Genomic DNA, 22,635 nt, shown 5'->3' with positions numbered 1-22,635 from the left:
GGCGAGCCAGCGGCCGGTGAGGCGGAAGCCGGCGGCGCGCTGCAGGCGCACGTACTCGGCCCAGGTCAGTTCGATGTGCACGGTCAGTTCTCCCAGGTGGTCAGGCAGTACGTCGTGGCGTGCGCGGCGCGGCAGGTGTTCCAACTCTGGACCTCGCGCCACGCCACGAAGGCAAGGACGGCAACGATCAGCGAGAGGGCGAGCGCGAAGCGAGCGGCGGCGGCCATTACGCGGTGCGCCCGTAGGTCGGGACGTCCGCTGCATACGAGTCGGCGCTGTACTTGAAGATGCCGACGAGCAGGAACAGGAAGGCGAGGACCGCGAGCATGCGCGCGCAGAACGCGCCGAAGTCGATGGCGAGGCGGATCATGCTTCACCACCCTCGCTTTCCACCGGCTGTTCGCCCTCGAATGGCCACGGTGCCTTGAACGTGTGGCGCCAGTCCAGCGCGGCGAAGTTCTTGTGGCACGTGACGCAATCATGGCCGACGATCACGGCCGTCTCGGCATCCCAGATGCCGGCGAGGGTGTCGCCGATCTGGACGCCGCATCTCGCGCAGTGGACGTAGCCAATGCACATCTCGACGATCTTGGTATGACCGACGAGCGCGCAAACCATTTTCTTCTGCGTGTCCTCGTCGAGTCCCGCGATTCGTGCCTGCACGGTGTCGATGGTCATGTCGCTCATGTCATTCCCCCGTAAAACGGCGCACGAGCAGGCGGCGCAGGTCACCGCTGATCGAATCGGGGTCGCGCAGCTCATCGCGCGCTTCCCCGATCGTCAGGCCGTGCTCTTCCGCGTAGGCAGCCAGATCGTCGGCCACGTCGAGCGAGGTCTGATACCGCTGTTCCTCGATGCTCTCGACGTAGCTGACGTTCATCGCGCTGGCCCCTTCGTGCGTTCACTTCCGAATGCGCTTTCGCGCGGCTGACGCAGCTACCGGTTCCCGGCCCGGCGACCCCGCGTCATGACTCGTCAGTCAGCGGATTGGGGTGGGTTGTGTGCTGCGTTGGAGTGAATATTAGGAAATCCTTATGTTTCAGTCAATAGGAATTCCTAAAATAATTTCGGGGCTCCTAAGTCTTCTGAGCTGGAAACAATGTGTGGGCGGAACGGCGCGCTTGTCGGCAGCGACAATGTGCGCGTACTGGCACGAGCGTGCGCGAAGGGGATGCTATACGGAGGGTGTGGAGGACTGCGGCACAGCGTCGATACTTATCGAGCTGGGTATGACTGTTGCTCGCGAGGAAACGAGCTTGTCATGATGAGGACTGCAGAGCGGTGTGTGTTATCGGCGCCCGTCGTTAGAGGAGCAGGCGCGGCCTGTGAATCATCGTGTCGATGACGCCAGGGGTTACGACGTTTTCCCTTGCGAGCTATCCGTCGACGTACCTTGGGGCGTGGCGGTCGCCGGGCTCGGAACGGTCGGTGACTTCGTGGTGGGGGCGCCGGTAGCGTTATTCGATGAAATCTTCTTCATAAGTGCTGACGGCATGCCATCTTGTGCATACCCTGAAATTGTTCCGTTCGCTTTGCGATTGTCTGCCATTTTGCGCTCCTTCAAAAAGGGGACGGGCGTGCGTCGCACGCGCAGTTCACTTACTTGTCGATGTGGGGGCTGGTTTGGGCGTGTCAGCAATGGAAGGCGCCGAGGGTGGCTTTGCAGAAGCCCCGCTCGCTGCAGCCTGCGTAGGCTGAGCCGCCTTGCGCAGGATCGGCATGGAGGCAGATCCAACCCCCTCCATGACTAAGGATACGGTGACGGTCGCTGGTTTTTCCGTTGGGTCGCTCATTGTGGCCTCTCTTGGGCGAACGTTGATCCAGACAAATGCAATGGTGAAGCCCGCAGCGGCAAAAAAAACCATTCCTGCCAGGACATTCACGTACTTCAAAATTTTGGCTGCTATCCCCTCCTTGTTATACGACGACTCAATATGATCAATGAAATACTCTTCAGCGAATCTAACGCTTTCTCGATTCGCCTTTGCTGCGATCGGAAAGGACGCCAACATAAGTAGCAACGATAGCGCGAACAGGACCCAGGATGTCTTGATCGTCCAAACGGAACTCGCGTTGGCAAGAGGAACCACCTCTTTGATAAACGTTATGGACAGGGCGAGTGCACCCGTGGAATATGCAAGAATCGTATTGTCATACTTCTCCCGGTTTGCCCGCTCGCGCGTTTGCTGTTCAACCCAGTACGCGTCAAAAAGCTTTCGCCGATAGGCGGTGTCGTGGTCGGCTGTAGTTGCTGAGCCGCAATTCCCGCTGCTTTGGTCGCTCATCTATGTGGACTCTTCTGTCAGGGCTTTTTAACCGGCTCGGCGACCCATGAGAATGTCCAAGCACCATTCTTGGAAGTGGTCTTCTCGCCGACGATCTCGAGAATACCTAGTTCGGGCATCGTTGGGACGTTGTATTCCGACGAAATGACCTTGTATCGGTCCTCGGAAGATAGTGCGATGCACGTACCGCTCGGGTTCTCACGGCTAAACATCATCGCTTCCATCTTCGTTTTCTGCCCATTTGTAGCGTAGGTCATTGCCTCCTGCAGATCGTCCTTCGTGAAGCAGGCGATAGCGGACTTGGGAAACCGTACGAGTGTTTCTGGCTTGATCTGCTTCGCGATATCGGAGGCTGATGGATTTGACGGTTCCGAAGCTTTGACCGACGAATCTGCGGAAGCGATGGCAGACGTCTCTTGCGCTGCGGGGGGCGATTCAGCCTGCTTCGTAGGCGAACTACTTGCTGGTGGATCGCTTTTACCAATTCCAACGAGGCCAATGACGGCTAGGAGAAATGCCCCTGATGCGTATGCCAGCAGAACGCGATTCGGGGCGCTGTGCTTCGCAATTTTCCCCACGGCATCGCCGCTGCGGACGTCTCTCAGAAACAGCAAGACGATCCATGTGAGGAACGGTGAAATCAAAAAAGCGGTAACTGTCCACACCCACCTACGACGTCCTTTGTTGGCGGCATACAAGCCACAAAGGACGTTTAGTGCAACTATTGCTATCCAAATCAATACCTGCATGCCTAATTCCCCGAGTCAAAATTCTTTGTGTTCTTATCCGACGGTCATCGGCGCCGATACCGGCGGTGCTCAATCATGACCCCTACCACACGCAAGGGCTCACTTTCATTGCTGATCGTCGGATAGTCCGGGTTCAGCGGCACCAGTTCGAAGACCTCGATGCCGGTTGCATTCGTGCCCCTCGGCCGGTACATTTTGAACGTAGCTTCGTCGCGTCCATTCGTCGCCACAACGAAGTCCCCGGCGATCGGTCGGACGGCTGGATCCACAAGAATTTTGTCCCCTTCTCGAAAATCCGGTTCCATCGAACGCCCCTCGATCTCGAGCGCGAAAGCGCTATCGGACAGGTCCAGATCTGTCAGCAGATATTCGAACGCGTCGCCGGCAGGGAAGGGCGTCACGGTCTCATGCATCAGTCCTGCCTGCACGCTGCTGATCAACGGAACGCGGCGCTTCCCGACTTCAGCGGGGCGAACATTTACCGGGCCCTCCAAGGGACCAGTCCCGTCACGCAGCCACTCGGGCTCAACTCGCAGAAACTTCGCCAGCGCGACCACCTTCTCGTCGTCGACCGTGTCCGCTGAGCCGTTGAACCATAGGGAAACCGCTTCCGTGCTGATGCCGCCGGCTTCTGCGATATCCGACTTCTGCCGAACACCGCGCAGGCCCATCGCGTAGCGCAGCCTGGCTGCGAAACTCTCTGGGGGGTATGAATTGAGGTACTTCGGGGCCGGCTTTTGCCCTGGCCCGATGAGCGAAGGAATGCGTTGATTTCCCCTGCCGGTGATAAGCCAAAACATATTGAAGCCGTATGCTTCTTGAAGGCGTGCGGCCTGGTCGTGGCCAATATCGAGCAGCTCGCCGCAAAGCCATTTTGCCGCGGTGCCCGGTGCTACGCCTGCTGCCGCCTCGAGCGCTTCCTGCGTGATTCCACCGTCGCCCAGAATAGCCGTAATGCGCTGTGCGAGACCCTCGCATGCCTGGGTCGCCGCGGGGAAGGTATTGGCGTTCGTGGTCATGTCAGCGCCTATCGCCGGCGATATCGGCGGTGCTCGACCATCACGCCGATGATCCGAGCCGGCTCGTGTTCGCTGTTGATAGTCGGGTAGTCGTCGTTCAACGGAACAAGCTCGAACACTTCTCGGCCGCCCTGGCCGATACCGCGGGGCCGGTACTTTTTGAAGGTCGCTTCTTCTCGGCCGTTTTTCGCGACCACGAAGTCGCCGGGCTGCGGCTGCAGTGCCGGGTCGACGATGATGCGGTCGCCCTCCTTGAAATCGGGTTCCATCGACTGGCCCTCGATTTCCAGCGCGAATGCGTGATCCGACAGATCGAGGTCGGTCAGGAGGTATTCGAACGCTGCACCCGGAGGAAACGGCTCGAGCGCTTCAGTCATCCTGCCGGCCTGGACACTACTGATAAGCGGGATACGGCGCTGCCCTATGGGCGCAGGCATAACGTTCCCGATGCCTGATGTCCCACCATCGAGGGTTTTGTGGCCCTTACCTGTAGCGAGCCACCAAGGATTCACCTTAAAAAACTGAGCGGCCAGCAGTAAGTTTTCACCGCTGATGTTCTTCGTGCGACCGGACATCCAGTCGTTGATAGACGGTTGCTTAATCCCGCACGCGCGTGCGAGTTCCGCCGGCTTGGCCCCGGAATCCTCGAAACATTCGGTAAGACGTTCAGCGAGTGTAGACATTAGGTAAGCCTAACAGAATGAGACTTCGGAATTCCTTGACTGAAAAGTAAGGAAATCCTAAACTTCCGAGAAATTGTCATCGGAGCCAGTGATGGATGCCTACGCAGTTGCTGTCATCGAACTCTTCGGCGGAACAACAAAAACGGCCGAATTCTTCGATATCGAACCCCCATCGGTGTCCGAATGGAAGAAAACCGGAATTCCGAAGGCGCGCCTTCAGACGCTTCAGCACGCCAAGCCGGATTTGCTTACCGCCGCCGCTAAGGCGTGCGAGCCGAATCCGGCATGAGAAAGGTCATCCCGATCCGTCGCCGCACCGGCCTGCTCGGCACCGTCGCCGCAATTTTCAGCGCATGGCGACTGCATCGCGCTGATCGCCGGCCGCCCAGTCCTTACTACGATCCGAAACAGTTCCGGGGGCGCCGATGATGTCGTCGAAGGTGATTGCACGCATCGTCTTTGGTGTCCACTTCGTTATGTCGAAGTTACAGACCAACGTCGTCGGGGCCGAATCGACTTTTGCAAACGAGGCATTCCCAGTGGTTTCCCCAGTAGCGCTGAAGGACAGATTTACGTCGGTCTGGTCCGTCGAAACAAGGCTGGCAGACAAGGTGATGGGCGCCCTGCCCGAGAAACCGGTAAGCGAATCGTCCTGCGATGACCTCTTCAAGTTCGTATTGCGCCCGGTCGTCGCGAGCGGATTCAAGCGTACGAACCATTTCCCGCATGTCTCGGAGGTCCGCCTTCAGCGACTCAATTTCATCTCGAGCCGCAGCGTGCTTTTCCTGGAGCTGGAGCGCGGCGTTCTGCACGTCAATGATTCGCTCATTCAGCGCCTGCTTCGCCTCGGCCAGTTTGTGGTCATCGCGCGCGGCTACCGCTGCTTTCGTCAAATCGAAGGCGGTTTTCAGACCACCTAGCGCCGAGCTGATCGAACCAATATCCATGAGGGTCTCCAAGCTTGAGAAATTATCGGGGGCAATGCAAATGACCTATCTGAGCCACTGCACGATCAGCGGCATCGCAGCGATCATGGCCATCACAGCAGCGATTGCCGCCATCACGTTCGCAAAGATGGCCATGCGCCGTTGCGACCTCTCGGACGCTCGGCTTCTCGCTACTTCGGCTTCCAACAGGGCGACCACGGATTCGAGCGAATGCGTTTGTTGCCGAGCTAACCCAGGTAAAGGTGAGGGCCGCACGAATCGCGACCCTGACGCGGGCTGATCGATGACGGTCGTCCCCAAGTTTTCCATGAGCACCCCTTCTATGAGAGTGATTGACGTGTGGAAACTCGATTCTCGCACGGTCGGTGGTGCTCACCATTTCAGCCCGGCGCCGCTGCGCCGCCTCGTTCGTCTCGTTGGAATCCATCGTATTGACGACGCTTTGCACTTGGGAGCAACACGTGAAGGTTGCTGAGAGAAACGAAAATGTGGTAGTGGGCTTGATCGCGAAGCGGACTCAGGTCGCCGTGGCAAACGCCCTGGGCATCGACCGCACGAACTTCAATCGCTTCCACAACAGCCGCGGTCACGGACTGTCGCTGAAAAAATTCTGCGAGCTGCTCGAGCTGCTCGGGCTGGATCTGTCTCGGCTCGAAGGCGCGCCGGAAATACCCGAAGACGTCGATACGGTCACGATGCCGCGCGCAGAGTACGAGGCGATGCTCGAGCGCCAGGATGCGATGCGCACGCTCCTCAAGCACTCGCTGGGGGACTGACATGGCCGTGAGCAAGCGCCCCCGCAAACAGCATCGCCCGGGCCGCACTGGCTGCGGTGTGCGCCTGCGCGCCGAGCCGTGGAAGGTGGCAGCCGTGTTCGGCCCCCTCGAGCAGATCCTCGATGAACTGGAAGGCGAGGGCACTGTATCGGCCACGCCGAACGGAACGCCAATTTTTCAGGACACGAACGACGGTTGCTGGTACGAGATGGTGCCCGCGCTGACGGGTTTTATCGACGCCTACGAAATCCACGAATCCCGCTGCGGCCGTGCCATGCCGCTGGAACCGCTGCGCCTTTTGGCGCGCAAGCTCGACGTGGGCATGCCGCTGTTCGACACCGACACGGTCCCGGCGCGCGCCGCGTTGGCGACGCTGAAGGCAGAAACGATGAATATGCGCGCTGATTACGCGCGCGACCTGGTGCAGACGGTCCGCATTCAGGTCGAACTAGAACAGGCCCGCGAGGCTGGGGCGCCATGAACTATTACCCTCACCACATCGGGGATTTCCGGTCCGGCACCGTAAACATGAGCCGTGTCGAGCGCTGGATCTACCGTGACCTGCTCGACGTCTGCTACGACACCGAGCAGCCGCTCTCGCTCGATTTGGACAAAGTCTGCTACGACGTGGGCGTGACGACCGAGGACGAGCGGCGCATGGTCGCGAACCTCTTGCGGTTCAAGTTCAAGAAGACCGACGCCGGTTACGTGCATGAGCGATGCCAGGCAGAGATCGCCGCCTATCAGGCAAATGCGGAAAAGAACCGCGAGAACGGGGCGAAGGGTGGTCGTCCGCCCAAGAAGCCAAAGGAAACCCAGTCGGGGTCCAACAAGAAGCCACACGAAACCCAATCGAAACCCAGTGGGTTTCCATCCGGTTCCGATTCGGATGCCAGTGGCGGCCCATCCGAAACCCACTGGAAAGGCAACCAAGAACCAGTAACCAAGAACCAAGAGGTTAACGGTAGTGGTACTTCAATCGCCGTAAGCGGCGACGATGAAATCCGCAGCCTTCCGGATGCGTACGTGCCTGCCAACCCGGCCGAATGGGCGACGTTCTTCGGCGCCGAGTACGGCATCGAGATCTCTGTGAGCAGCCAGCACGATCGGCGGAAGTTCGTCCCGTTGGCGACGGCATGGGTGAATGCCGATATCACGCTCGGTCGGATGCGTCAGGCCATCGAGCGTGCATACACCGAGGCGACCGAACCGATTGCCTACCTGCCGGCATACGTCGACCGCGTGCTGGCCAGTACGAGCGCACCGCGTGCCTCGCCGCGCAGCGCTGAAAACGCAGCGATCCTCGCCGGCCTCGCCGGTAACCCCTTGGGAGACGAGTATGGGAACGACCCCGGCACCATCGACGTCGACGCGACTGTCGTCGGCTGACTGGCCGCAAGACGCGGCACCGCAAAGGCTCATCGAGCGTTTGTTCGCCATCCTTGGGCAGCGCTACGGGGCCCGCCTCGCGGACATGTGGCGCGGCGGTGACCCGTCGAAGCCTGAGACTGTGCGGCAACACCTCGAAGGCGTGAAGCGGCAGTGGGCGCTTGACCTGGCGGACCTGACGCCGCCCGAGTGGCAGCGCGGCATCGCCGCTTTGCGCGATCGCCCGTACGTGCCGACCAGCCCGGAATTTCGCCTGCTGTGCCGCCCACGCCAGCACGTTGGCGAACTGCTCGACTACGCCGTCGTGCAGTTGCATCGTCGCAGCACCGACGGCAATGACGCCTGGCCCGATCCCGCGGTCTACTGGGCGGCCCAGCGCGTAGGCGGGTACGAGATGCGCACCCTCGGTCGCGACGCGCTCATGAAGCGGTTCGCGGCGGCGCTTGATGCGGTTCGCGACGAGGGCAACGTGCCGCCCGTGCCGCCCGCGATGGCCGCGCTGCCTGCGCCCGGCAAAGCCGTGACGGACAAGGCGACCGGCCGTGCGCACCTCGCCACGATTCTGGCGGGATGCAAGGGGCGCTCGGAACGCTCGCTCTCGCGTGCGCGCGAGGCGTTGCTCCCGGTTGCGGATCGCCCCGACGCCGTGGCGAAGTTGCTCCCCGATTCCGTCCTCGCGTACGCGCGAGGGGCAGAGAAGGGCGCTCAGCGCTCGCCGCGGGGTTGACGATGGACCTGTGCACGCTGTGCCTCGCCAATGCCGGACGCCTCGACTTCACGAAGCCGTGCTGTCGCGTCCGGCACCTCATGGCGCAGCCATCGGTAGAGATGCGACGCGAGACGCTGGCCAGGTGGCGCGAGCAACTGGGCGCGGCGGCTGCCGCCGAGATTGAGAACGAAGTGAAGGCCCGATGGGCAGCGAGGAAAGCATGACCGAAAACCGCCTGTTGTTCGACGACGCCCGGCTCCGCCGGGTTGTTTTCTCCGTGCCCGGCCAGCCTGTGGCGAAGGGGCGCCCCAAGTTCGCGCGGCGGGGCGCCTTCGTGCGCACGTACACGCCCGAGAAGACCGTGAACTACGAGACGCTCGTGAAGCTGGCCGCCGGCGAGGCAATGGCGGGTGCCGCGCCGATCGACGGGCCGGTCGAACTGTGGCTCGACATCGAACTCACGATCCCGGCGAGCTGGTCGAAGAAGAAGCAGGCGGCAGCCGTGGCAGGGAAGGTCGCGGCCACGAAGAAGCCCGACGCTGACAACGTGCTCAAGGCGGTCAAGGACGGAATGAACGGCATCGTCTGGAATGACGACGCCCAGGCGGTGGAATACCGCATCAGCAAGCGCTACAGCCTGACGCCCGGTGTGCGGGTGCAGGTCGAGCAGTTGCCGCTTGAAGCGGCGTGATGGATTGGCACTTTTGACGGGGGAACAGGCCAATGAACGAAGCATTTCAAGACACGCGACAGGCGCTACACGTGGCGTACCTCGTTCTGTCGCTACCGCCGCGCCAAAAGGCGCCCTTCCGGAACATGCTGATTCGGATCCTCGAAGCCATCGACCGGCCCACGAAGGCGCAGGAAACATGGCTCAACGAGCTTCGCGGGCCGCAGAGCGAGTTCGACCCCGAGAGGCTGACGCTTGAGGAGTTTCGCGCTCAGTGCGCGATGATCACGGACGCGGCGCGCACGCGGCTGCCGTCGCCCGAATACGCGGCGGTGCTAGCGCGCTTCGCGCACGGTGACGAGAAGGTGGCAGGCATCAATACGCTCGCCGTCTGGTCTCGGAAGTCGAGCGGCATCACTGCCGTGGGCCTGTTGCGAGACCTGGCGGCGTGGAATTACCTGCCGCGCACCCAGCGAGAAGGGGCGTCGATTCGCGATCTGGCCGATCGGCACAAGGTGACCAAGGACAAGGCTTTCCGTGCCGCGAAGTGGATGGCGGGGCGCTTTACCGAACTCGAAAATCTGGCAGTCGCGCGACTTGAATCGGGTTTCGTCCTTCACGGGGTGGTGCCCGCCGCAAACCGTCCCACGTGCGACTTCGCGCAGTCCGTTGCAGCGTAAGGACTTCGAAGGAAAAAGGGCTTGCAGTTTTGCGACAAAGCACCTAAGATTCGCCCATACTCACCGCGAGTACACCCAAAGCCCGCCTAGTGCGGGCTTTTTCATTGTTTCGGTGCTATCGCCGATCCGATCGAGCCTTCGATGAGCGCACGCGTTTTCTCGAATGCCTCGATTTGCGTATCGGCCCACCCAGCACCGAGGGACGCTGACAGAAGCGTTTCCATCCAGTGATGCATGGCCTGCTCGAGTTGTGGCGTTCGTTCCGTCGTGCTCAGCAGAGCGATTATCGCTGCGAGAATTGCGTGGGTATTGCCCGCAGTCGTCATTGTGGCTTCGATCAGTGCTTTATCCATTGCGTATCCCTGGGTTGATGAATTAAGCGTGTTCCATCTCGCGCTGTGCCGCGAGTGCCAGAAATGCCGAGCGCGACATATGGCGCTTCTCGGCTTCCGCATCAATCTGGCTCACGAGGCGCTCCGGCAGGCTGATATTCAATCGAACAGCCTTGCTGCTGATTTTTGACAGGTCGATTTCCACGAACATCCAGAAGCCAGTGCCGTCGTCGACTTCATTCGCGTGCAGCTTCTTGATGTCGTATGTCGGCGCCGGGATCTGCTCGTCGCTGTCTTCGTACATGAGCTCGACCGCCTCCTGTGCCATACGCTCAAGGTCGTCGAGCGTATCCGCTGCAGTGTGCACGCCCGGAAGATCCGGGAACGTGGCGCCGAAGGCGCTATCGCCTTCTTGCCACACGTAGATCGGATATTTCATTCGCTTCTCCAGTCAATGCCCGCTTGCTTGAAGATCGAGCGGGTGGTGCCTATCGGCATGTCCTTCTTCGGGTGCGGGACGATCACCACGCGACCGTTCTCGTGCCGGAATTTGTGGTGGCTGCCTCGCACCGACACTTCGGTGAACCCGGCGGCCTTCAGTCGTTTGATGATGTCTGCGCTTGTCATGTGTGTAACTTTACACAATACACAACGTTGTGTAAAGAGAATTTTGCGCAGGTTGACGCGTCTCGGTTGATTCGCCCGTCGGGGCACAGACCACAACGCCGCGTCGCTGCCCGGGCCAGCCGGTCAGTGCCCGATCCTTTCCGAAACAACCCCGGCAACGCGCCATGTGACGCTACCCGTACCTCCTGCGGGGATCGGCGGCAGGGGCGCGTGCATTTCCTCGGTTGAACCAGTCGTCAGGGTAGACCGACAACGTTGTAATCCGCCGCGACGCCGGAAAAATCGTAGAGCGCATGAGCGTCGTTGACTCGTGCGCCCACGATGGCAAGTAGTTCCTGCGCCGCGCTCTTGTCCACCAACATCGGCATGGCAGGAAGATCGCATTGCGCAGATACGAAAGTTCGATGGCGCCCTTGCTCATAGCTGACGCGTCCGTTGCGGAACTTGATTTCGGGAAGCTCAAACCAGCCACTGGCCGGGTACTTCGAGGCCAATGCCGCCTTCCGGACATCCTTTAACTCGAAGTTGTAGTCAGTCTTTTGAGCGAGGTCGAGCATCTTTTGTGGATCCACGATAGCGATGATCAAATGACTGTCTTCCCGGAGTTCGTTGGCGGCAGAGTAGCTGCCAAGGGGTAGTAGTACGGTTTCTTGCAGAGAATCATTTCAAGTCCGAATAGTTATCTGCTCACCATTGAGCATTTGACTTCTAACATTTTTCCCGCTTATGAAGAAGCCCGGCCAACTCTCGATCGTCTACCGATCGACCGATGAACTGGCCGCGTACGAGAACAATGCGCGCACTCATAGCGCGGCGCAGATCGAGCAGATCCGCGAATCGCTGCGACAGTTCGGCTGGACCAATCCGGTCCTGATCGCAGACGGCGGGGTTGTCGCCGGGCATGGCCGCATTGAAGCGGCGACCGGGATGTGGGAAGCGGGCGAGAGCATCGCCATGTGCCCCAAGCCGTTCGAGGTGCCGACGGTCGACCTGTCGCACCTGGACGCCACGCAGCGACGTGCTTACATCCTTGCCGACAACCAGCTTGCGCTGAATGCCGGCTGGGACGAAGGGCTGCTCGCGGCCGAACTGGCGGATTTGAAGGGTGACGGGTTTGACCTGTCAGTCATCGGCTTCAGCGACGCTGAGTTGCGCGAACTATTCACGGATCCCGGCGAACCCGGTCCCGGCGGGGATGGGTCACTCGCCGAACTATTCATGGTGCCGCCGTTCAGCACGCTCGATGCCCGCGCGGCGGCGTGGCAGGAACGTAAGGAAGCTTGGCTTGCGCTGGGCATCCAGTCCGAAGTCGGCCGCGACGCCCCAGCATACGGCGATGCCAGCGAGGCACAGAAGGCGGCTCGCGGCGCAACGGCTCAGCACCGAACCAGTGTGTTCGACCCGGTGCTGTGCGAACTGGCCTACCGGTGGTTTTGCCCGGAAGGTGGGATCGTGCTGGATCCGTTCGCCGGCGGCAGCGTGCGCGGCATCGTCGCGGCGCGCCTCGGGCGTCAGTACGTCGGCATGGAACTGCGCGACGAGCAGGTCGCGGCCAACCGCGAGCAGCTTCACCTGATCGCGCCGGACGATCCGGCGCCCGCGTGGACGGTGGGCGACAGTCGGAAGATCGGCCAGGCGGTCAAGGGCGTCGAAGCCGACTTCCTGTTCTCGTGCCCGCCATACGCTGACCTCGAACGCTACTCGGACAGGCCGGAAGACCTGTCCACGATGAAGTACCCCGAATTCCTTGCAGCGTACCGGGACGTCGTCACGGGCGCGGCGGCGCTGCTGAAGCCTGACCGTTTCGCCTGCTTCGTTGTGGGCGATGTCCGGGCGCGCAGTGGCGCGTATCGCAATTTCGTGTCCGACACGATTGCAGCCTTCCTCGACGCCGGGCTCACGCTTTACAACGAAGCGATCCTGCTTACGGCGCTGGGCAGCGCGCCAATCCGCGCAGGCAAACAGTTTGCCTCGAGCCGCAAGCTGGGCAAGGTCCACCAGAACGTCCTCGTGTTCGTAAAGGGCGACTGGAAGAAGGCCGTCGCGGCGTGCGGCACGGTCGATATGACGAATGTGGAATTTCCCGAAGCTGACGAGTGATCGACGACCGCACCCTGCGGTTCTGCAAATACACCCCATGCAAGACGGGCCGGGGGCTCGTCGATAGGAGGCCCCGATGGTCCGACTGTGCGGGGCGAAAACCCGCTCGGGCGCGACCTGTAAGAACGGGGCTATGGCCAACGGGCGGTGCCGGATGCACGGCGGAAAGACGCCCAAGACAAACCAGAACGCGGTAAAGCCGGGTTCGCTATACAGCAAGCACCTGACCGAAGAAGAGCAGGCCCTGTTCGACGCGATCGAACTGGGTAGCCTCGACGACGAAATTCGCCTGACGAAGATTCGGCTTGCCCGCGCGCTGGCACAGGAAAACGAGCGCGGCGGCAAGTTGGAATTGGAGTCGGCGGTGAAGCGAACGGGCGGTGGCCCGCAGGTAGCGTCGGCCGAAGTGCACACCAAGGCGCGCGATTACGTGACGATCATTGACCGTCTCACTGCTCGCATTGCCTCGCTCGAAGCACGGCGTGCGCTCATTGCAAGCATGAAGCTTGACGCCGACCTGAAGCGCATTGAATTGAAGGACAAGGCGGGCAAGGATGACGGCGAGCCGGTGGGCAAGATCGTCATCGAAGTGGTGAAGGAGCAGGCCAATGCGTGAATTGCGCATGACCATGACCGAGCCGCAAGCTGAGTTTTTCCAGTTGGCGGACAAATACCCCGCGTTCGTCGGGGGCTTCGGCACAGGAAAGACCGAAGCATTGGCAATGTGTGCCACGCGTGACGCTTTGGAATCGTCCCGGGCCCTAATCGCCCTGTACGAGCCGACATACGATTTGGTGCGCCTGATCTTGGCGCCCCGGATGGAGGAGAAGCTCACCGATCTGGGCATTCGATACCGGTATCACAAGACCGACAACATCATCTACACGGCCAACGGTGGCTGCGGCGACTTCGTCCTGCGCACGTTGGATAACCCGGCCCGCATCGTTGGCTACGAGTCATACCGCGCGCATGTCGACGAGATCGACACGCTGCGCAAGGACCAAGCCACGCTGGCGTGGCGCAAGATCATCGCCCGCAATCGGCAGAAGCCTCGCGGGATGCTCGACCCGTTTAATCGGGTCAGCGTCTACACGACGCCGGAAGGGTTCAACTTCGTCTACGAGACGTGGGCGAAGAATCCGAAGCCCGGCTACCGGATGGTGCAGGCGGCCACGCGCACGAACCCGTTCCTACCGGATGACTATATCGACTCACTGCGCGCGAGTTACCCGCCGCAGTTGATCGACGCATACCTCGAAGGGCGCTTCGTCAACCTGAACAGCGGCGCTGTCTATCCCGAATTCAGCCGGGAACTGAATCATGCACCGACGACCGTCATTGACGGCGAACCGCTGCTTGTCGGCATGGATTTCAACGTCAATAAGATGGCGGCGATTGTGTATGTGCTGCGCGATGGCTGGCCTCACGCGGCTGACGAGCTCACTGCTGTACGGGATACGCCGGAAATGGCCCGTCTGCTGCGTGAGCGCTACCCGAAGCAGGTCGAAGGCCGCCGTCTCGGAGTTTATCCAGATGCCAGCGGTCAGAACACCAGCAGCAAGAGCGCAAGCGAGAGCGACCTGTCGATACTGCGGCAGGCGGGACTTACAGTTAACGTGCGATCGACAAACCCAGCCGTGAAGGATCGAGTGAACGCTGTGAATGCGCTGATCCTGAACGACAAGGGCGAGCGTCGGCTGAGAGTCAATACTGACGCCTGTCCGGTGCTGACGGCCGCACTTGAGCAACAGACGTATGACAAGAACGGTCAGCCTGACAAAACGGGTGACCATGACCACCCGAATGACGCGGCAGGCTATCCCATCGTGTTTCGCTGGCCGATCGTGAAGCGTGACGCCGCAGTACAGTCCTTCGCCGCATAACGAGAATCTGAGCATGTCCAACGTCCGAACCCCGACCGCCGCTGTGGCTGATGCGGCCGAGGATCTCGCTCTGATTGCGGCGCTGATGGGGGGGACCCGAGCGATGCGAGCTGCGGGGAAGGCCTACCTGCCGCAATGGCCGAACGAGTCGGACGACGCGTTCGACGCACGCCTGCGCACCGCAACACTGTTTCCCGCTTTTGCCAGGACGGTCGAAGTGCTGGCCGCAAAGCCGTTCTCACGCCCGATCACATTGGGCGACGACATCCCGGCCCGCGTGCGTGACTGGACCGAAGATATCGACCTTCAGGGCCGCAGCTTGCATAGCTACGCGGCGTCTCTCGCCGATGCTGTGCTTGCCGAGGGAATGGCAGGAATCCTGGTCGATTACCCGACGAAGGACAAGGGCGTGAAGACGGTAGCCGACGAACGTCGGGCGGGGCTGCGACCGTACTTCGTGCACATCCGAAAGGGCGACATCCTCGGCTGGCGGTCGAAGCGAGTCAGGGGCGTCGAAACTCTCACACAATTGCGACTGCTTGAGCAGGCGACGATCGACGACGGCCCGTTCGGCGAAAAGGCGATCGAGCAGGTGCGCGTTCTGTACATCGGGAAGTGGGAAGTTTGGCGCGAGACCGAACAGGTCGATGCCGAAGGGAAAAAGATCTGGGTGATTTACCAATCTGGCACCACGACACTCAAGCGTATTCCCTTTATTCCGGTGTATGGCAAGCGCACGGGGTTCATGACGGCAGTTCCGCCGCTCATGGAGCTGGCGCACTCCAACGTTGAGCACTGGCAGTCGAAGAGCGATCAGCAGACGATCCTGCACGTTGCGCGTGTGCCCATCCTGTTCGCGAAGAACTTGGGCGACGCGCAGATCGTAGTCGGCGCTTCGACCGCAATCAAGGCGGACGGGCCTGACGCCGACATGAAGTTCGTCGAGCACACAGGAAAGGCCATTGAGGCTGGACGGCTGTCGCTGCTGGATCTCGAGGACCGCATGCGCCAGGCAGGTGCCGAGCTGCTAGTGATAAAGCCCGGCAACGTCACCGAGGTTCAGACCCTTGCTGACAATGAGCAGGGCATGTGCGCTCTGCAGCGTATCGCTCACGACGAAGAGGACGCGATCGACGCGGCACTGCAACTGATGGCCGAGTGGGTCGGCGAGACGCAGGGCGGCCACGTCACGATTTACAAGGAATTCGGCGCCGCCACGCTCGCGCAGGCGTCGCTCGAACTGCTGCGGGACATGACCATCGACGGGACGTTGTCGGACGAGACTCTGTTCCGAGAAGCGCAGCGACGCGGGGTGATCAGTCCTGAACTGGATTGGAACGGCGAAAAGGACCGCATCGCCAAGAATCTCAAACGTCCGGCCGCGCCTGTGCTGCAGGACTGAGCGGCACGGACGATTTACCGACGGCCCCTGGCATCCCGCCCGGGGCCTTTTTCTTTGCCCGATCGGCGGATGCCGTAAGGCGCGATGCGGCGGACGCCGCACAGCATTAAGGGCGGATGCCCGAGGAAAGTCACCATGCCATTCAAATTCGATGCCGACGGCAAGATCGTCACGCAGGAAGTCAACGGCCAGCAACTGCCGGTTTTCATCAACGCGAGCGGCGGCGAAGCCCCGTTCGACGCTGATGCCACGCTCGGCAACATTTCCCGACTCAATGGCGAGGCCAAAAGCCATCGCGAGCGAGCAGAGAAGGCCGAAGGCGCCCTGAAGGCGTTCGAAGGAATCGCGGATCCTGCGGCAGCCATCGCAGCCTTGGAGACGGTCAAGAACCTGAACGACAAGAAGCTGGTGGATGCCGGCGAAGTCCAGAAGGTGAAAGACCAAGCGATCGCATCGGTTCGCGCCGAGTATGACCCGATCGTGAAGGAACGGGATTCGCTGAAGACGGCACTTTTCGACGAGAAGATCGGCGGCGCTTTCGCGCGCTCGAAATTCATCGGCGAGAAGGTTGCCATCCCGGCGGACTTCGTTCAGGCGTCGTTCGGTAAGCATTTCACGGTCGAGGACGGAAAGATCGTCGCCAAGGATGCGAGCGGCAATCAGTTGTTCAGCCGCACGCGCCACGGCGAACCGGCCGACTTCGAGGAAGCGCTGTCGATCCTGATCGACGGCCACCCGCAACGCGACAGCATCCTGAAGGGTTCGGGGGCGAGCGGCGGCGGAGCGAGTGGCGGCGGCAACGGTGGCGGCAGTGGCAAACGCACGATCACGCGTTCGCAGTTCGAGGGCATGGGGGCCGCAGAGCAGGCAGCCGCCGCGCGCGACGCGAACGTGACCATCACGGACTGATCTGTCCGAAACCAATCTGAGGCCGCCTTGCGCGGCTTTTTTCGTTAGAAGAGGCTCATACACATGATGCGTTTCCTTTCCACCCTGCGCCGCACGGCGCTGGTCACGATCGCAATTGCCGTCGTGGTCTACCCGATGGCGACCATGGCAAAGGTCGCTTCGATGGCCATGAGCTGGTTTCATGGCCTTGCTGTGCACCCTGCTAAAGGCGGTATGGTGCTCGGTGCCAACACCCTGACCAGTCTGGTGCCCGATCTGTACGAAGCGCTGGACGTCGTGTCGCGCGAGCTGACCGGCTTCATCCCGTCGGTGACACTCGACGCGAGTGCCGAGCGAGCGGCGCTCAATCAGGCGATCCGTATCCCGATCACGCCGGCCGCTGCGGCTGAAGACGTGACGCCCGGGCAACTGCCGCCGGACGACGGTGACCAGAACGTCGGGAACACCCCGTTCTCGATCACGAAGTCGCGCACGGTGCCGTTCCGCTGGACAGGTGAAGAACAGAAAGGCGTGAACAGCGGCCCGGGCTACAAGACGATTCGCCGTGACCAGATCGCGCAAGCCATGCGCACGCTGGTGAACGAAGTCGAAACCGACCTCGGCACCCTGTTCGTTGGCGCATCGCGCGCCACTGGCACGCCGGGCACCACGCCGTTCGCATCGAACCTCGGCGACACCGCGCAGCTGCTCAAGATCCTCGCGGACAACGGTGCGCCGAAGAGCGACCTGCAGTGCGTGATCGACACCACTGCAGGCGCGAACATCCGCACGCTGGCGCAACTGACGAAGGCGAACGAAGCCGGCACGAAGGAACTGCGCGAGCAGGGTACGCTGCTGGAGCTGCACGGCTTCCAGATGCGCGAGTCGGCCGGCGTGGCAACGCGGGCGGCCGCAGGCACGGGCGCCAGTTACGTGCTGAACGGCGCGCACGCCAAGGGCGCCACGACGATCAACGTGCAGACCGGCACCGGCACGATCCTGGCCGGCGACGTGATCACGATCGGCGGCGATGCCCGCAAGTACGTCGTCGCTGCTGCGCTGTCCGGCGGGGCTCTGACAATCAATGCCCCGGGCCTGATGCAGGCTGCATCCGCCAACGCGACCGTCACGGTCGCTGCGGCTGCCACCTGCAACATGGGCTTCAGCCGCTCGGCGATCGTGCTGGCCACGCGTGCCCCCGCGCTGCCGGAAGAAGGCGACATGGCCACGGACCGCATGCTGGTCACGGACCCGCGTACCGGTCTGACGTTCGAAGTCGCGATGTACCCGCAATACCGCCGCGTGCGATACGAAGTGTCGCTGGCATGGGGTAAGGCGAACATCAAGCCCGCCCACACTGCCATGCTGCTCGGCTAACCGGCCGCGCGAGAGCGATCCGACGCCGGGGCGAAGGCCCCGGCCACCCAGACAGCAGGAGATTTCGACATGGCAGGTTTGACTAAAGCCCAGAAGGCCGAGAAGGCAGCCGCAGAGGCGCGCGCCAAGGCGCTGGCCGTCGCAGGCGTGACCGAGGAGCAGTTCGCCGCTCTGTCCGGGGACGAGCAGGCCAAGATTCTGGCGACGGCTGAGACCGCATTGGTCCCGCCGAAGGGCGGCGCGAACGGTGACGACGACGGCCCCGAACTCGTGACGATGATTCGCGACGCGGACCTGTACGACGGGCCGCACGAAGCACAGGTGCACCCGGACGAGGTAGACAACTACCGCGTCGGCGGTTGGGAGGAGGCGTAAATGCTGAATGACCAGCAGTTGGCGGACGTCCGGCGTCACGCTGGATACCCGCTGCTGGCCGACACGCAGGTCGATGATTCGCGGGACTTGGCTTATGGCTGGGTCTCGCCGGGCATCTGGCAGACGCTGAATCACCGGCTGACGCACCTTCGGCCAGAAGAGGAAGCCATCATCGTCAATACGTACCTGACGAAGCTTGCCGCCCTCGAAACGGCTGTCACGGATGCCAGCGACAACCTGGACACCGCCAAGGCGGCTGTCTGGACCCACAACGATAACGAAGTTCGTGACCGGCTCGCCTTGTTCGATACTTGGCGCCGCCGCATGTGCGCCTTTGTCGGAATCGCGCCCGGCCCGATGTTGGGCCCCGGCGGGTCGACAATTTCGCTCAGCCGCGGTTAACTCGCATCATGGACGCAATCACGCTTCAGAACCGGATCTATGCCGGCTACGCCAAGGCGGCGATGCGTGTCGGTCTGAGCTACGCCCAGTACCGACCAGCGAGCGCGGCAAACCCGCTGTCGCTTCAGCAGGGCAGTCTGCTCGCCGCGTTCAACGCGGAAGACATGACCTATGGCAAGCCAAATCGGTACGGTAACCCGGTCTGGTACGGATTGTTCGACGGCAGGCTCACCCAGGCCGGCGACTATCTCATCGGCCCGGGCGGGACATTCTTCATCGCCAGTCAGCAGTTGCACCTGCCCATTCAGTGCGTCGAGTGCAACGTCACGGTGCGCGTGTCCCGCGTGGCGACACCTGCGGGTGTGGGGGCGGTCGGCTACGGCGGCCCCTGTGGCGAGCCCGGCGCCGCGGGTGACAATTACCTGATTGGGGACGCGACGGGCGCGGGCTGGCCGGCGTCCATTCTGCTGTTCGGGCAGCGCGAGAAGTCCATCAGCGGCTTGCCTTCGTCGTCCCAGCAAATCGGCTGGCGCATCCTGTTGCCGAAGTCGGTACCGCAGTCGGTCATCATTCAGGCGTCCGACACCGTCTCGTGTAGCCTCGGTCGACGGTACGTCGTGCAGGGCGCCGAGCTGACGGACATGGGCTGGCGCCTGACAACCACGGAACTTCACGCGTAATGGCCGACCTCTCAGACGTCAGCAACCTGCTTGTTGCGCAGGTCGCGGCCTACCTGTACCCGAACGGCACAGCGAATCCGATCTCGCCCATCGCGGGGTGCGCCGTCAAGGTCTTTGCCGGGTGGCCACAGCCCGAGGCAACGCGCGAAGACTTCACCAACAACATCGGGTATGTCTCCGTCTACCCGCTGCCGACCGAAACCGTTTTGCGCTCGACTGTTCGGGAGTGGGAAGTGCAGTCCATCGCGGCGCCGACCGTCACCGTCGCGGTGAGCGACGTCACCGTGACGCTGGGCGGCACCGTGCTGGCATCGCAGAACGTCGCGGCGGTTGTCGGCGGCAAGCCCTATGTCTACGGCGTGCAGGCGACCGACACGTTGTCGGCGATCGCGACCGCGCTCGCCACGATGATCAGCGCTGACCAGCCGGCAACGTCGTCTGGTACCGGATTTACCGTGCCCGGGGCACACTTGATCGAGGCGCGTGTCGGCACCGCTGGCACGATCATTCGCGAGCTGCGCCGCCAGCGGAAGGGCTTTCAGATCACCGCCTGGGGCAATTGCTTCGATGTCCGCGACCGACTAGGTATGGCAATCGATCAGGCGCTCGGGCCGCTCGTGCGCGCGACGCTGCCCGACGGCTCGCAGGCGATCTTTCATTACCAGAGCAGTCGGCAGGATGACACTCAGCAGAAGCAGCTCATTTACCGCCGCGATGTGATCTACGGCATCGACTATTCCACCACTCAGATTGACAACGCTTTCGGCGTCGTCGCCCCGCAGGCGTTCGTCGTCGGCGGCGGCGACACGCTGGGACCCCCCACTTCGTGAGGCACTCATGAATCTCGTTGTTTTGCACGCCTTCGGCGAATACCAGAAGGGCGACCGGATCACCGACGCCGATAAGGTCGCGGCCATTCTCGACTCGGAACAAGCCACGTACGTCGTGAAGGTCGCGGCGCCCGAAGAAGCCAGCACCGCCAAGCCGAAGAGCAGCAAGTAAGCCGCTCGATCACACGCATTCTCAAGCCGCCTCCGGGCGGTTTTTTCGTTTCCGGAGGCACTCATGCCGGTTTTTCAAGAAGGCGCGCTGAATACCACCGCGCTGATCGTCCCGGACGTCTATGTCCAGATTCTCTCGCCGCGCAACACGCTGATCAACGGCCTGCCGACCAACATCCTCGGCATCGTTGGCACGGCCCAGTGGGGCCCGGTGAACTCGCCGACCATCGTCGGCGACATGGCTGGGTACGCGCAGAATTTCGGCGCCGTGATGGCCCGGAAATACGACATGGGCACGCAGGTGGCTGTGGCCACGCTTCAGGGCGCCAACAACTTCCGCTGCGTGCGGGTCACGGATGGTACCGACGTCGCAGCCAGCGCAGCGCTCGGCACGTCGCCGACGAATATCACGTTCACGGCCAAATACACCGGCACATTGGGCAATAGCCTGGTCGTGACACTGGGTACCGGTTCGGCCGCTAATTCGTGGCGTGCAGTGGTGGCGATGCCCGGGCAGGTGCCAGAAGTGTTCGACAACATCACTGGCACCGGCGCCGAGCTGTGGGCAAACATCGCTGCGGCCATCAATTCGGGTCAGTCTGGCCTGCGTGGCCCGTCGCAGTTCATCGTGGCTACGGCGGGCACCGGTACGACGGCACCTACCGCGGGCACCACGACGCTCACCGGTGGTACCGACGGCGCGACCACCATCACTAGCGCAACGCTTCTCGGCGTCGACACCGTGCCGCGCAAGGGCATGTACGCGCTTCGCAATACGTTCACGAGCATCGCCATGCTCGCAGATTGTGACGAGTCGACGAGCTGGACGACACAAGTCGCTTTCGGATTGTCCGAGGGCATCTACATGATCGCCGTCGGCCCGGCTGGCGACTCCATTGCCAACGCCACTGCTACGAAAGCCAGCGCTGGTATCGATTCGTATGCGTTGAAGCTGCTATTTGGCGACTGGATCTACTGGCAGGACACGGTAAACAACGTAATCCGCCTTGTCTCGCCGCAGGGCTTCGTGGCGGGGCGCCTCGCGAACCTCTCGCCGGAGCAGTCAAGCCTGAACAAGCCGCTGTACGGCATCGTCGGCACGCAGAAGTCGATGCAGAACCAGGTGTATTCGGCGACCGCAGAAATCGGCGCGTTGGCGCAGGCAGGCATTGACGTGGTCACCAACCCTATCCCCGCCGGAAACTCGTTCGGTGTACGGATCGGCCACAACGCGAGCAGCAATCCCGTGGTCAATGGCGACAACTACACACGGATGACGAACTACCTCGCATACACGCTGAACAGCGCAATGGGCAAGTTCGTCGGAAAGCTGCAGTCAACTCAGAAGAACGACCCGCTTCGACGACAGGCCGGCTCTACGATCAGTTCTTGGCTTGAGACCATGAAGGGCGATGGCGACAACGTCGGCATGATTGATGATTTTTCCAATCAATGCGACGACCGCAACAACCCGCCGAATCGGGTCGCACTCGGCTACATGCAAGACGACTGCAAGGTGCGCTATCTCGGCGTCGTCGAGAAATTCATCGTCAACCTCGAAGGCGGACAGTCAGTCACCGTCACGCGCCAGAGCACGCAGCCGACGTAATCATTCAAGGATCGCGGCCCCTTCGCCGAATTGAGCCACGTGGATTTCAGAT

33 protein-coding genes are annotated in these 22,635 nt (G+C 61.8%); 21 read left to right on the top strand and 12 right to left on the bottom strand.

Going from position 1 to position 22,635, the window contains the following annotated elements; translation table 11 throughout:
* Nucleotides 1–83 precede the first annotated feature (83 nt).
* The 8 genes from LV28_RS48790 to LV28_RS38315 form a co-directional block, all read right to left on the bottom strand.
* Nucleotides 84–227 (bottom strand): hypothetical protein, encoded by a 144-nt coding sequence (locus tag LV28_RS48790; protein ID WP_155765755.1) that lies wholly within the window; start codon nt 225–227, stop codon nt 84–86.
* On the bottom strand, nt 227–370 hold the full coding sequence (locus LV28_RS48785) for a hypothetical protein (protein ID WP_155765754.1): 144 nt from the start codon (nt 368–370) through the stop codon (nt 227–229). Before LV28_RS48785 ends, LV28_RS48790 begins: the two co-directional genes overlap by 1 nt.
* Nucleotides 367–687, bottom strand: a complete 321-nt coding sequence (locus LV28_RS38340; RefSeq protein ID WP_038620809.1) for a hypothetical protein — start codon at nt 685–687, stop codon at nt 367–369. Before LV28_RS38340 ends, LV28_RS48785 begins: the two co-directional genes overlap by 4 nt.
* Before the next feature lies 1 nt (nt 688).
* Nucleotides 689–880, bottom strand: coding sequence for a hypothetical protein (locus LV28_RS38335; protein WP_038620811.1), 192 nt, complete (start codon nt 878–880; stop codon nt 689–691).
* 715 nt (nt 881–1,595) lie between these two features.
* Nucleotides 1,596–2,285 carry a hypothetical protein gene (locus LV28_RS38330; RefSeq protein ID WP_038620814.1) on the bottom strand — a complete coding sequence of 230 codons (690 nt, stop codon included), beginning with the start codon at nt 2,283–2,285 and terminating at the stop codon, nt 1,596–1,598.
* A gap of 17 nt (nt 2,286–2,302) precedes the next feature.
* Nucleotides 2,303–3,034 carry a hypothetical protein gene (locus tag LV28_RS38325; protein WP_038620817.1) on the bottom strand — a complete coding sequence of 244 codons (732 nt, stop codon included), beginning with the start codon at nt 3,032–3,034 and terminating at the stop codon, nt 2,303–2,305.
* A 44-nt stretch (nt 3,035–3,078) separates the two neighbouring features.
* Nucleotides 3,079–4,053 carry a LexA family protein gene (locus tag LV28_RS49410; protein WP_255315219.1) on the bottom strand — a complete coding sequence of 325 codons (975 nt, stop codon included), beginning with the start codon at nt 4,051–4,053 and terminating at the stop codon, nt 3,079–3,081.
* An 8-nt stretch (nt 4,054–4,061) separates the two neighbouring features.
* Nucleotides 4,062–4,736, bottom strand: a complete 675-nt coding sequence (locus LV28_RS38315; RefSeq protein ID WP_038620819.1) for a LexA family protein — start codon at nt 4,734–4,736, stop codon at nt 4,062–4,064.
* 91 nt (nt 4,737–4,827) lie between these two features.
* Between LV28_RS38315 and LV28_RS38310 the strand changes: the two genes are divergently transcribed.
* The 9 genes from LV28_RS38310 to LV28_RS38270 all read left to right on the top strand — a co-directional run bounded on the left by LV28_RS38310 (nt 4,828) and on the right by LV28_RS38270 (nt 9,907).
* Nucleotides 4,828–5,025 (top strand): helix-turn-helix domain-containing protein, encoded by a 198-nt coding sequence (locus LV28_RS38310; RefSeq protein ID WP_038620822.1) that lies wholly within the window; start codon nt 4,828–4,830, stop codon nt 5,023–5,025.
* A 136-nt stretch (nt 5,026–5,161) separates the two neighbouring features.
* Nucleotides 5,162–5,656 carry a hypothetical protein gene (locus LV28_RS38305; RefSeq protein ID WP_038620825.1) on the top strand — a complete coding sequence of 165 codons (495 nt, stop codon included), beginning with the start codon at nt 5,162–5,164 and terminating at the stop codon, nt 5,654–5,656.
* 392 nt (nt 5,657–6,048) lie between these two features.
* On the top strand, nt 6,049–6,459 hold the full coding sequence (locus LV28_RS38300) for a hypothetical protein (protein ID WP_145929451.1): 411 nt from the start codon (nt 6,049–6,051) through the stop codon (nt 6,457–6,459).
* A 1-nt stretch (nt 6,460) separates the two neighbouring features.
* The gene (locus tag LV28_RS38295; RefSeq protein ID WP_038620828.1) at nt 6,461–6,940 is read left to right on the top strand and encodes a hypothetical protein; all 480 of its coding nucleotides are present in this window, start codon (nt 6,461–6,463) and stop codon (nt 6,938–6,940) included.
* Nucleotides 6,937–7,848, top strand: a complete 912-nt coding sequence (locus LV28_RS48395; RefSeq protein WP_081326897.1) for a YdaU family protein — start codon at nt 6,937–6,939, stop codon at nt 7,846–7,848. Before LV28_RS38295 ends, LV28_RS48395 begins: the two co-directional genes overlap by 4 nt.
* Nucleotides 7,799–8,575, top strand: coding sequence for a hypothetical protein (locus LV28_RS38285; protein ID WP_048806608.1), 777 nt, complete (start codon nt 7,799–7,801; stop codon nt 8,573–8,575). Before LV28_RS48395 ends, LV28_RS38285 begins: the two co-directional genes overlap by 50 nt.
* Nucleotides 8,576–8,577: 2 nt before the next feature.
* A complete protein-coding gene (locus LV28_RS38280) occupies nt 8,578–8,781 on the top strand; it encodes a hypothetical protein (RefSeq protein WP_058371661.1) in 204 nt (67 codons plus the stop codon).
* Nucleotides 8,778–9,248: a RusA family crossover junction endodeoxyribonuclease gene (locus tag LV28_RS38275; protein ID WP_038622431.1), complete on the top strand. Its 471-nt coding sequence runs from the start codon at nt 8,778–8,780 to the stop codon at nt 9,246–9,248. Before LV28_RS38280 ends, LV28_RS38275 begins: the two co-directional genes overlap by 4 nt.
* 32 nt (nt 9,249–9,280) lie before the next feature.
* A complete protein-coding gene (locus LV28_RS38270) occupies nt 9,281–9,907 on the top strand; it encodes a hypothetical protein (protein ID WP_048806609.1) in 627 nt (208 codons plus the stop codon).
* A gap of 101 nt (nt 9,908–10,008) precedes the next feature.
* On the opposite strand, the gene LV28_RS38265 is transcribed toward LV28_RS38270, so the two are convergent.
* From LV28_RS38265 to LV28_RS38250, 4 genes are all read right to left on the bottom strand, one after another.
* Entirely contained in the window at nt 10,009–10,260 is a 252-nt protein-coding gene (locus LV28_RS38265) for a hypothetical protein (protein WP_038620829.1), read from the bottom strand.
* Between the two features lie 22 nt (nt 10,261–10,282).
* Nucleotides 10,283–10,678: a type II toxin-antitoxin system HicB family antitoxin gene (locus LV28_RS38260; protein WP_038620831.1), complete on the bottom strand. Its 396-nt coding sequence runs from the start codon at nt 10,676–10,678 to the stop codon at nt 10,283–10,285.
* Complete coding sequence (locus LV28_RS38255; RefSeq protein ID WP_038620832.1) at nt 10,675–10,866, bottom strand: type II toxin-antitoxin system HicA family toxin; 192 nt, start codon at nt 10,864–10,866, stop codon at nt 10,675–10,677. Before LV28_RS38255 ends, LV28_RS38260 begins: the two co-directional genes overlap by 4 nt.
* 236 nt (nt 10,867–11,102) lie before the next feature.
* On the bottom strand, nt 11,103–11,453 hold the full coding sequence (locus tag LV28_RS38250) for a hypothetical protein (RefSeq protein ID WP_058371660.1): 351 nt from the start codon (nt 11,451–11,453) through the stop codon (nt 11,103–11,105).
* Nucleotides 11,454–11,592: 139 nt separating this feature from the next.
* Between LV28_RS38250 and LV28_RS38245 the strand changes: the two genes are divergently transcribed.
* The 12 genes from LV28_RS38245 to LV28_RS38195 all read left to right on the top strand — a co-directional run bounded on the left by LV28_RS38245 (nt 11,593) and on the right by LV28_RS38195 (nt 22,583).
* Complete coding sequence (locus LV28_RS38245; protein ID WP_038620835.1) at nt 11,593–12,966, top strand: ParB/Srx family N-terminal domain-containing protein; 1,374 nt, start codon at nt 11,593–11,595, stop codon at nt 12,964–12,966.
* Nucleotides 12,967–13,042: 76 nt separating this feature from the next.
* Nucleotides 13,043–13,582, top strand: a complete 540-nt coding sequence (locus LV28_RS38240; protein WP_038620837.1) for an HGGxSTG domain-containing protein — start codon at nt 13,043–13,045, stop codon at nt 13,580–13,582.
* Nucleotides 13,575–14,849 (top strand): terminase large subunit domain-containing protein, encoded by a 1,275-nt coding sequence (locus tag LV28_RS38235; RefSeq protein WP_038620840.1) that lies wholly within the window; start codon nt 13,575–13,577, stop codon nt 14,847–14,849. The genes LV28_RS38240 and LV28_RS38235 overlap by 8 nt, the downstream gene beginning before the upstream one ends.
* A gap of 13 nt (nt 14,850–14,862) precedes the next feature.
* On the top strand, nt 14,863–16,251 hold the full coding sequence (locus LV28_RS38230; protein WP_038620842.1) for a DUF4055 domain-containing protein: 1,389 nt from the start codon (nt 14,863–14,865) through the stop codon (nt 16,249–16,251).
* A gap of 135 nt (nt 16,252–16,386) precedes the next feature.
* Nucleotides 16,387–17,160 carry a DUF6651 domain-containing protein gene (locus LV28_RS38225; RefSeq protein ID WP_038620845.1) on the top strand — a complete coding sequence of 258 codons (774 nt, stop codon included), beginning with the start codon at nt 16,387–16,389 and terminating at the stop codon, nt 17,158–17,160.
* A 63-nt stretch (nt 17,161–17,223) separates the two neighbouring features.
* Entirely contained in the window at nt 17,224–18,516 is a 1,293-nt protein-coding gene (locus LV28_RS38220; protein ID WP_038620848.1) for a major capsid protein, read from the top strand.
* A 69-nt stretch (nt 18,517–18,585) separates the two neighbouring features.
* Nucleotides 18,586–18,891, top strand: a complete 306-nt coding sequence (locus LV28_RS38215; RefSeq protein WP_038620851.1) for a hypothetical protein — start codon at nt 18,586–18,588, stop codon at nt 18,889–18,891.
* Nucleotides 18,892–19,293 carry a hypothetical protein gene (locus LV28_RS38210; protein ID WP_038620853.1) on the top strand — a complete coding sequence of 134 codons (402 nt, stop codon included), beginning with the start codon at nt 18,892–18,894 and terminating at the stop codon, nt 19,291–19,293.
* 8 nt (nt 19,294–19,301) lie between these two features.
* Nucleotides 19,302–19,973 (top strand): hypothetical protein, encoded by a 672-nt coding sequence (locus tag LV28_RS38205; protein ID WP_038620856.1) that lies wholly within the window; start codon nt 19,302–19,304, stop codon nt 19,971–19,973.
* A complete protein-coding gene (locus tag LV28_RS38200) occupies nt 19,973–20,803 on the top strand; it encodes a hypothetical protein (protein ID WP_048806610.1) in 831 nt (276 codons plus the stop codon). The genes LV28_RS38205 and LV28_RS38200 overlap by 1 nt, the downstream gene beginning before the upstream one ends.
* Nucleotides 20,804–20,810: 7 nt before the next feature.
* Nucleotides 20,811–20,975 (top strand): hypothetical protein, encoded by a 165-nt coding sequence (locus tag LV28_RS48990; protein ID WP_169834578.1) that lies wholly within the window; start codon nt 20,811–20,813, stop codon nt 20,973–20,975.
* 63 nt (nt 20,976–21,038) lie between these two features.
* Nucleotides 21,039–22,583, top strand: coding sequence for a tail protein (locus tag LV28_RS38195; protein ID WP_038620859.1), 1,545 nt, complete (start codon nt 21,039–21,041; stop codon nt 22,581–22,583).
* Nucleotides 22,584–22,635 lie beyond the last annotated feature (52 nt).

Origin of the sequence: Pandoraea pnomenusa (assembly GCF_000767615.3) — a bacterium.
GTDB classification, from domain to species: domain Bacteria; phylum Pseudomonadota; class Gammaproteobacteria; order Burkholderiales; family Burkholderiaceae; genus Pandoraea; species Pandoraea pnomenusa.
The sequence above is the reverse complement of the archived record's forward strand: the minus strand, read 5'-3'. Positions and strand labels throughout refer to the sequence as shown.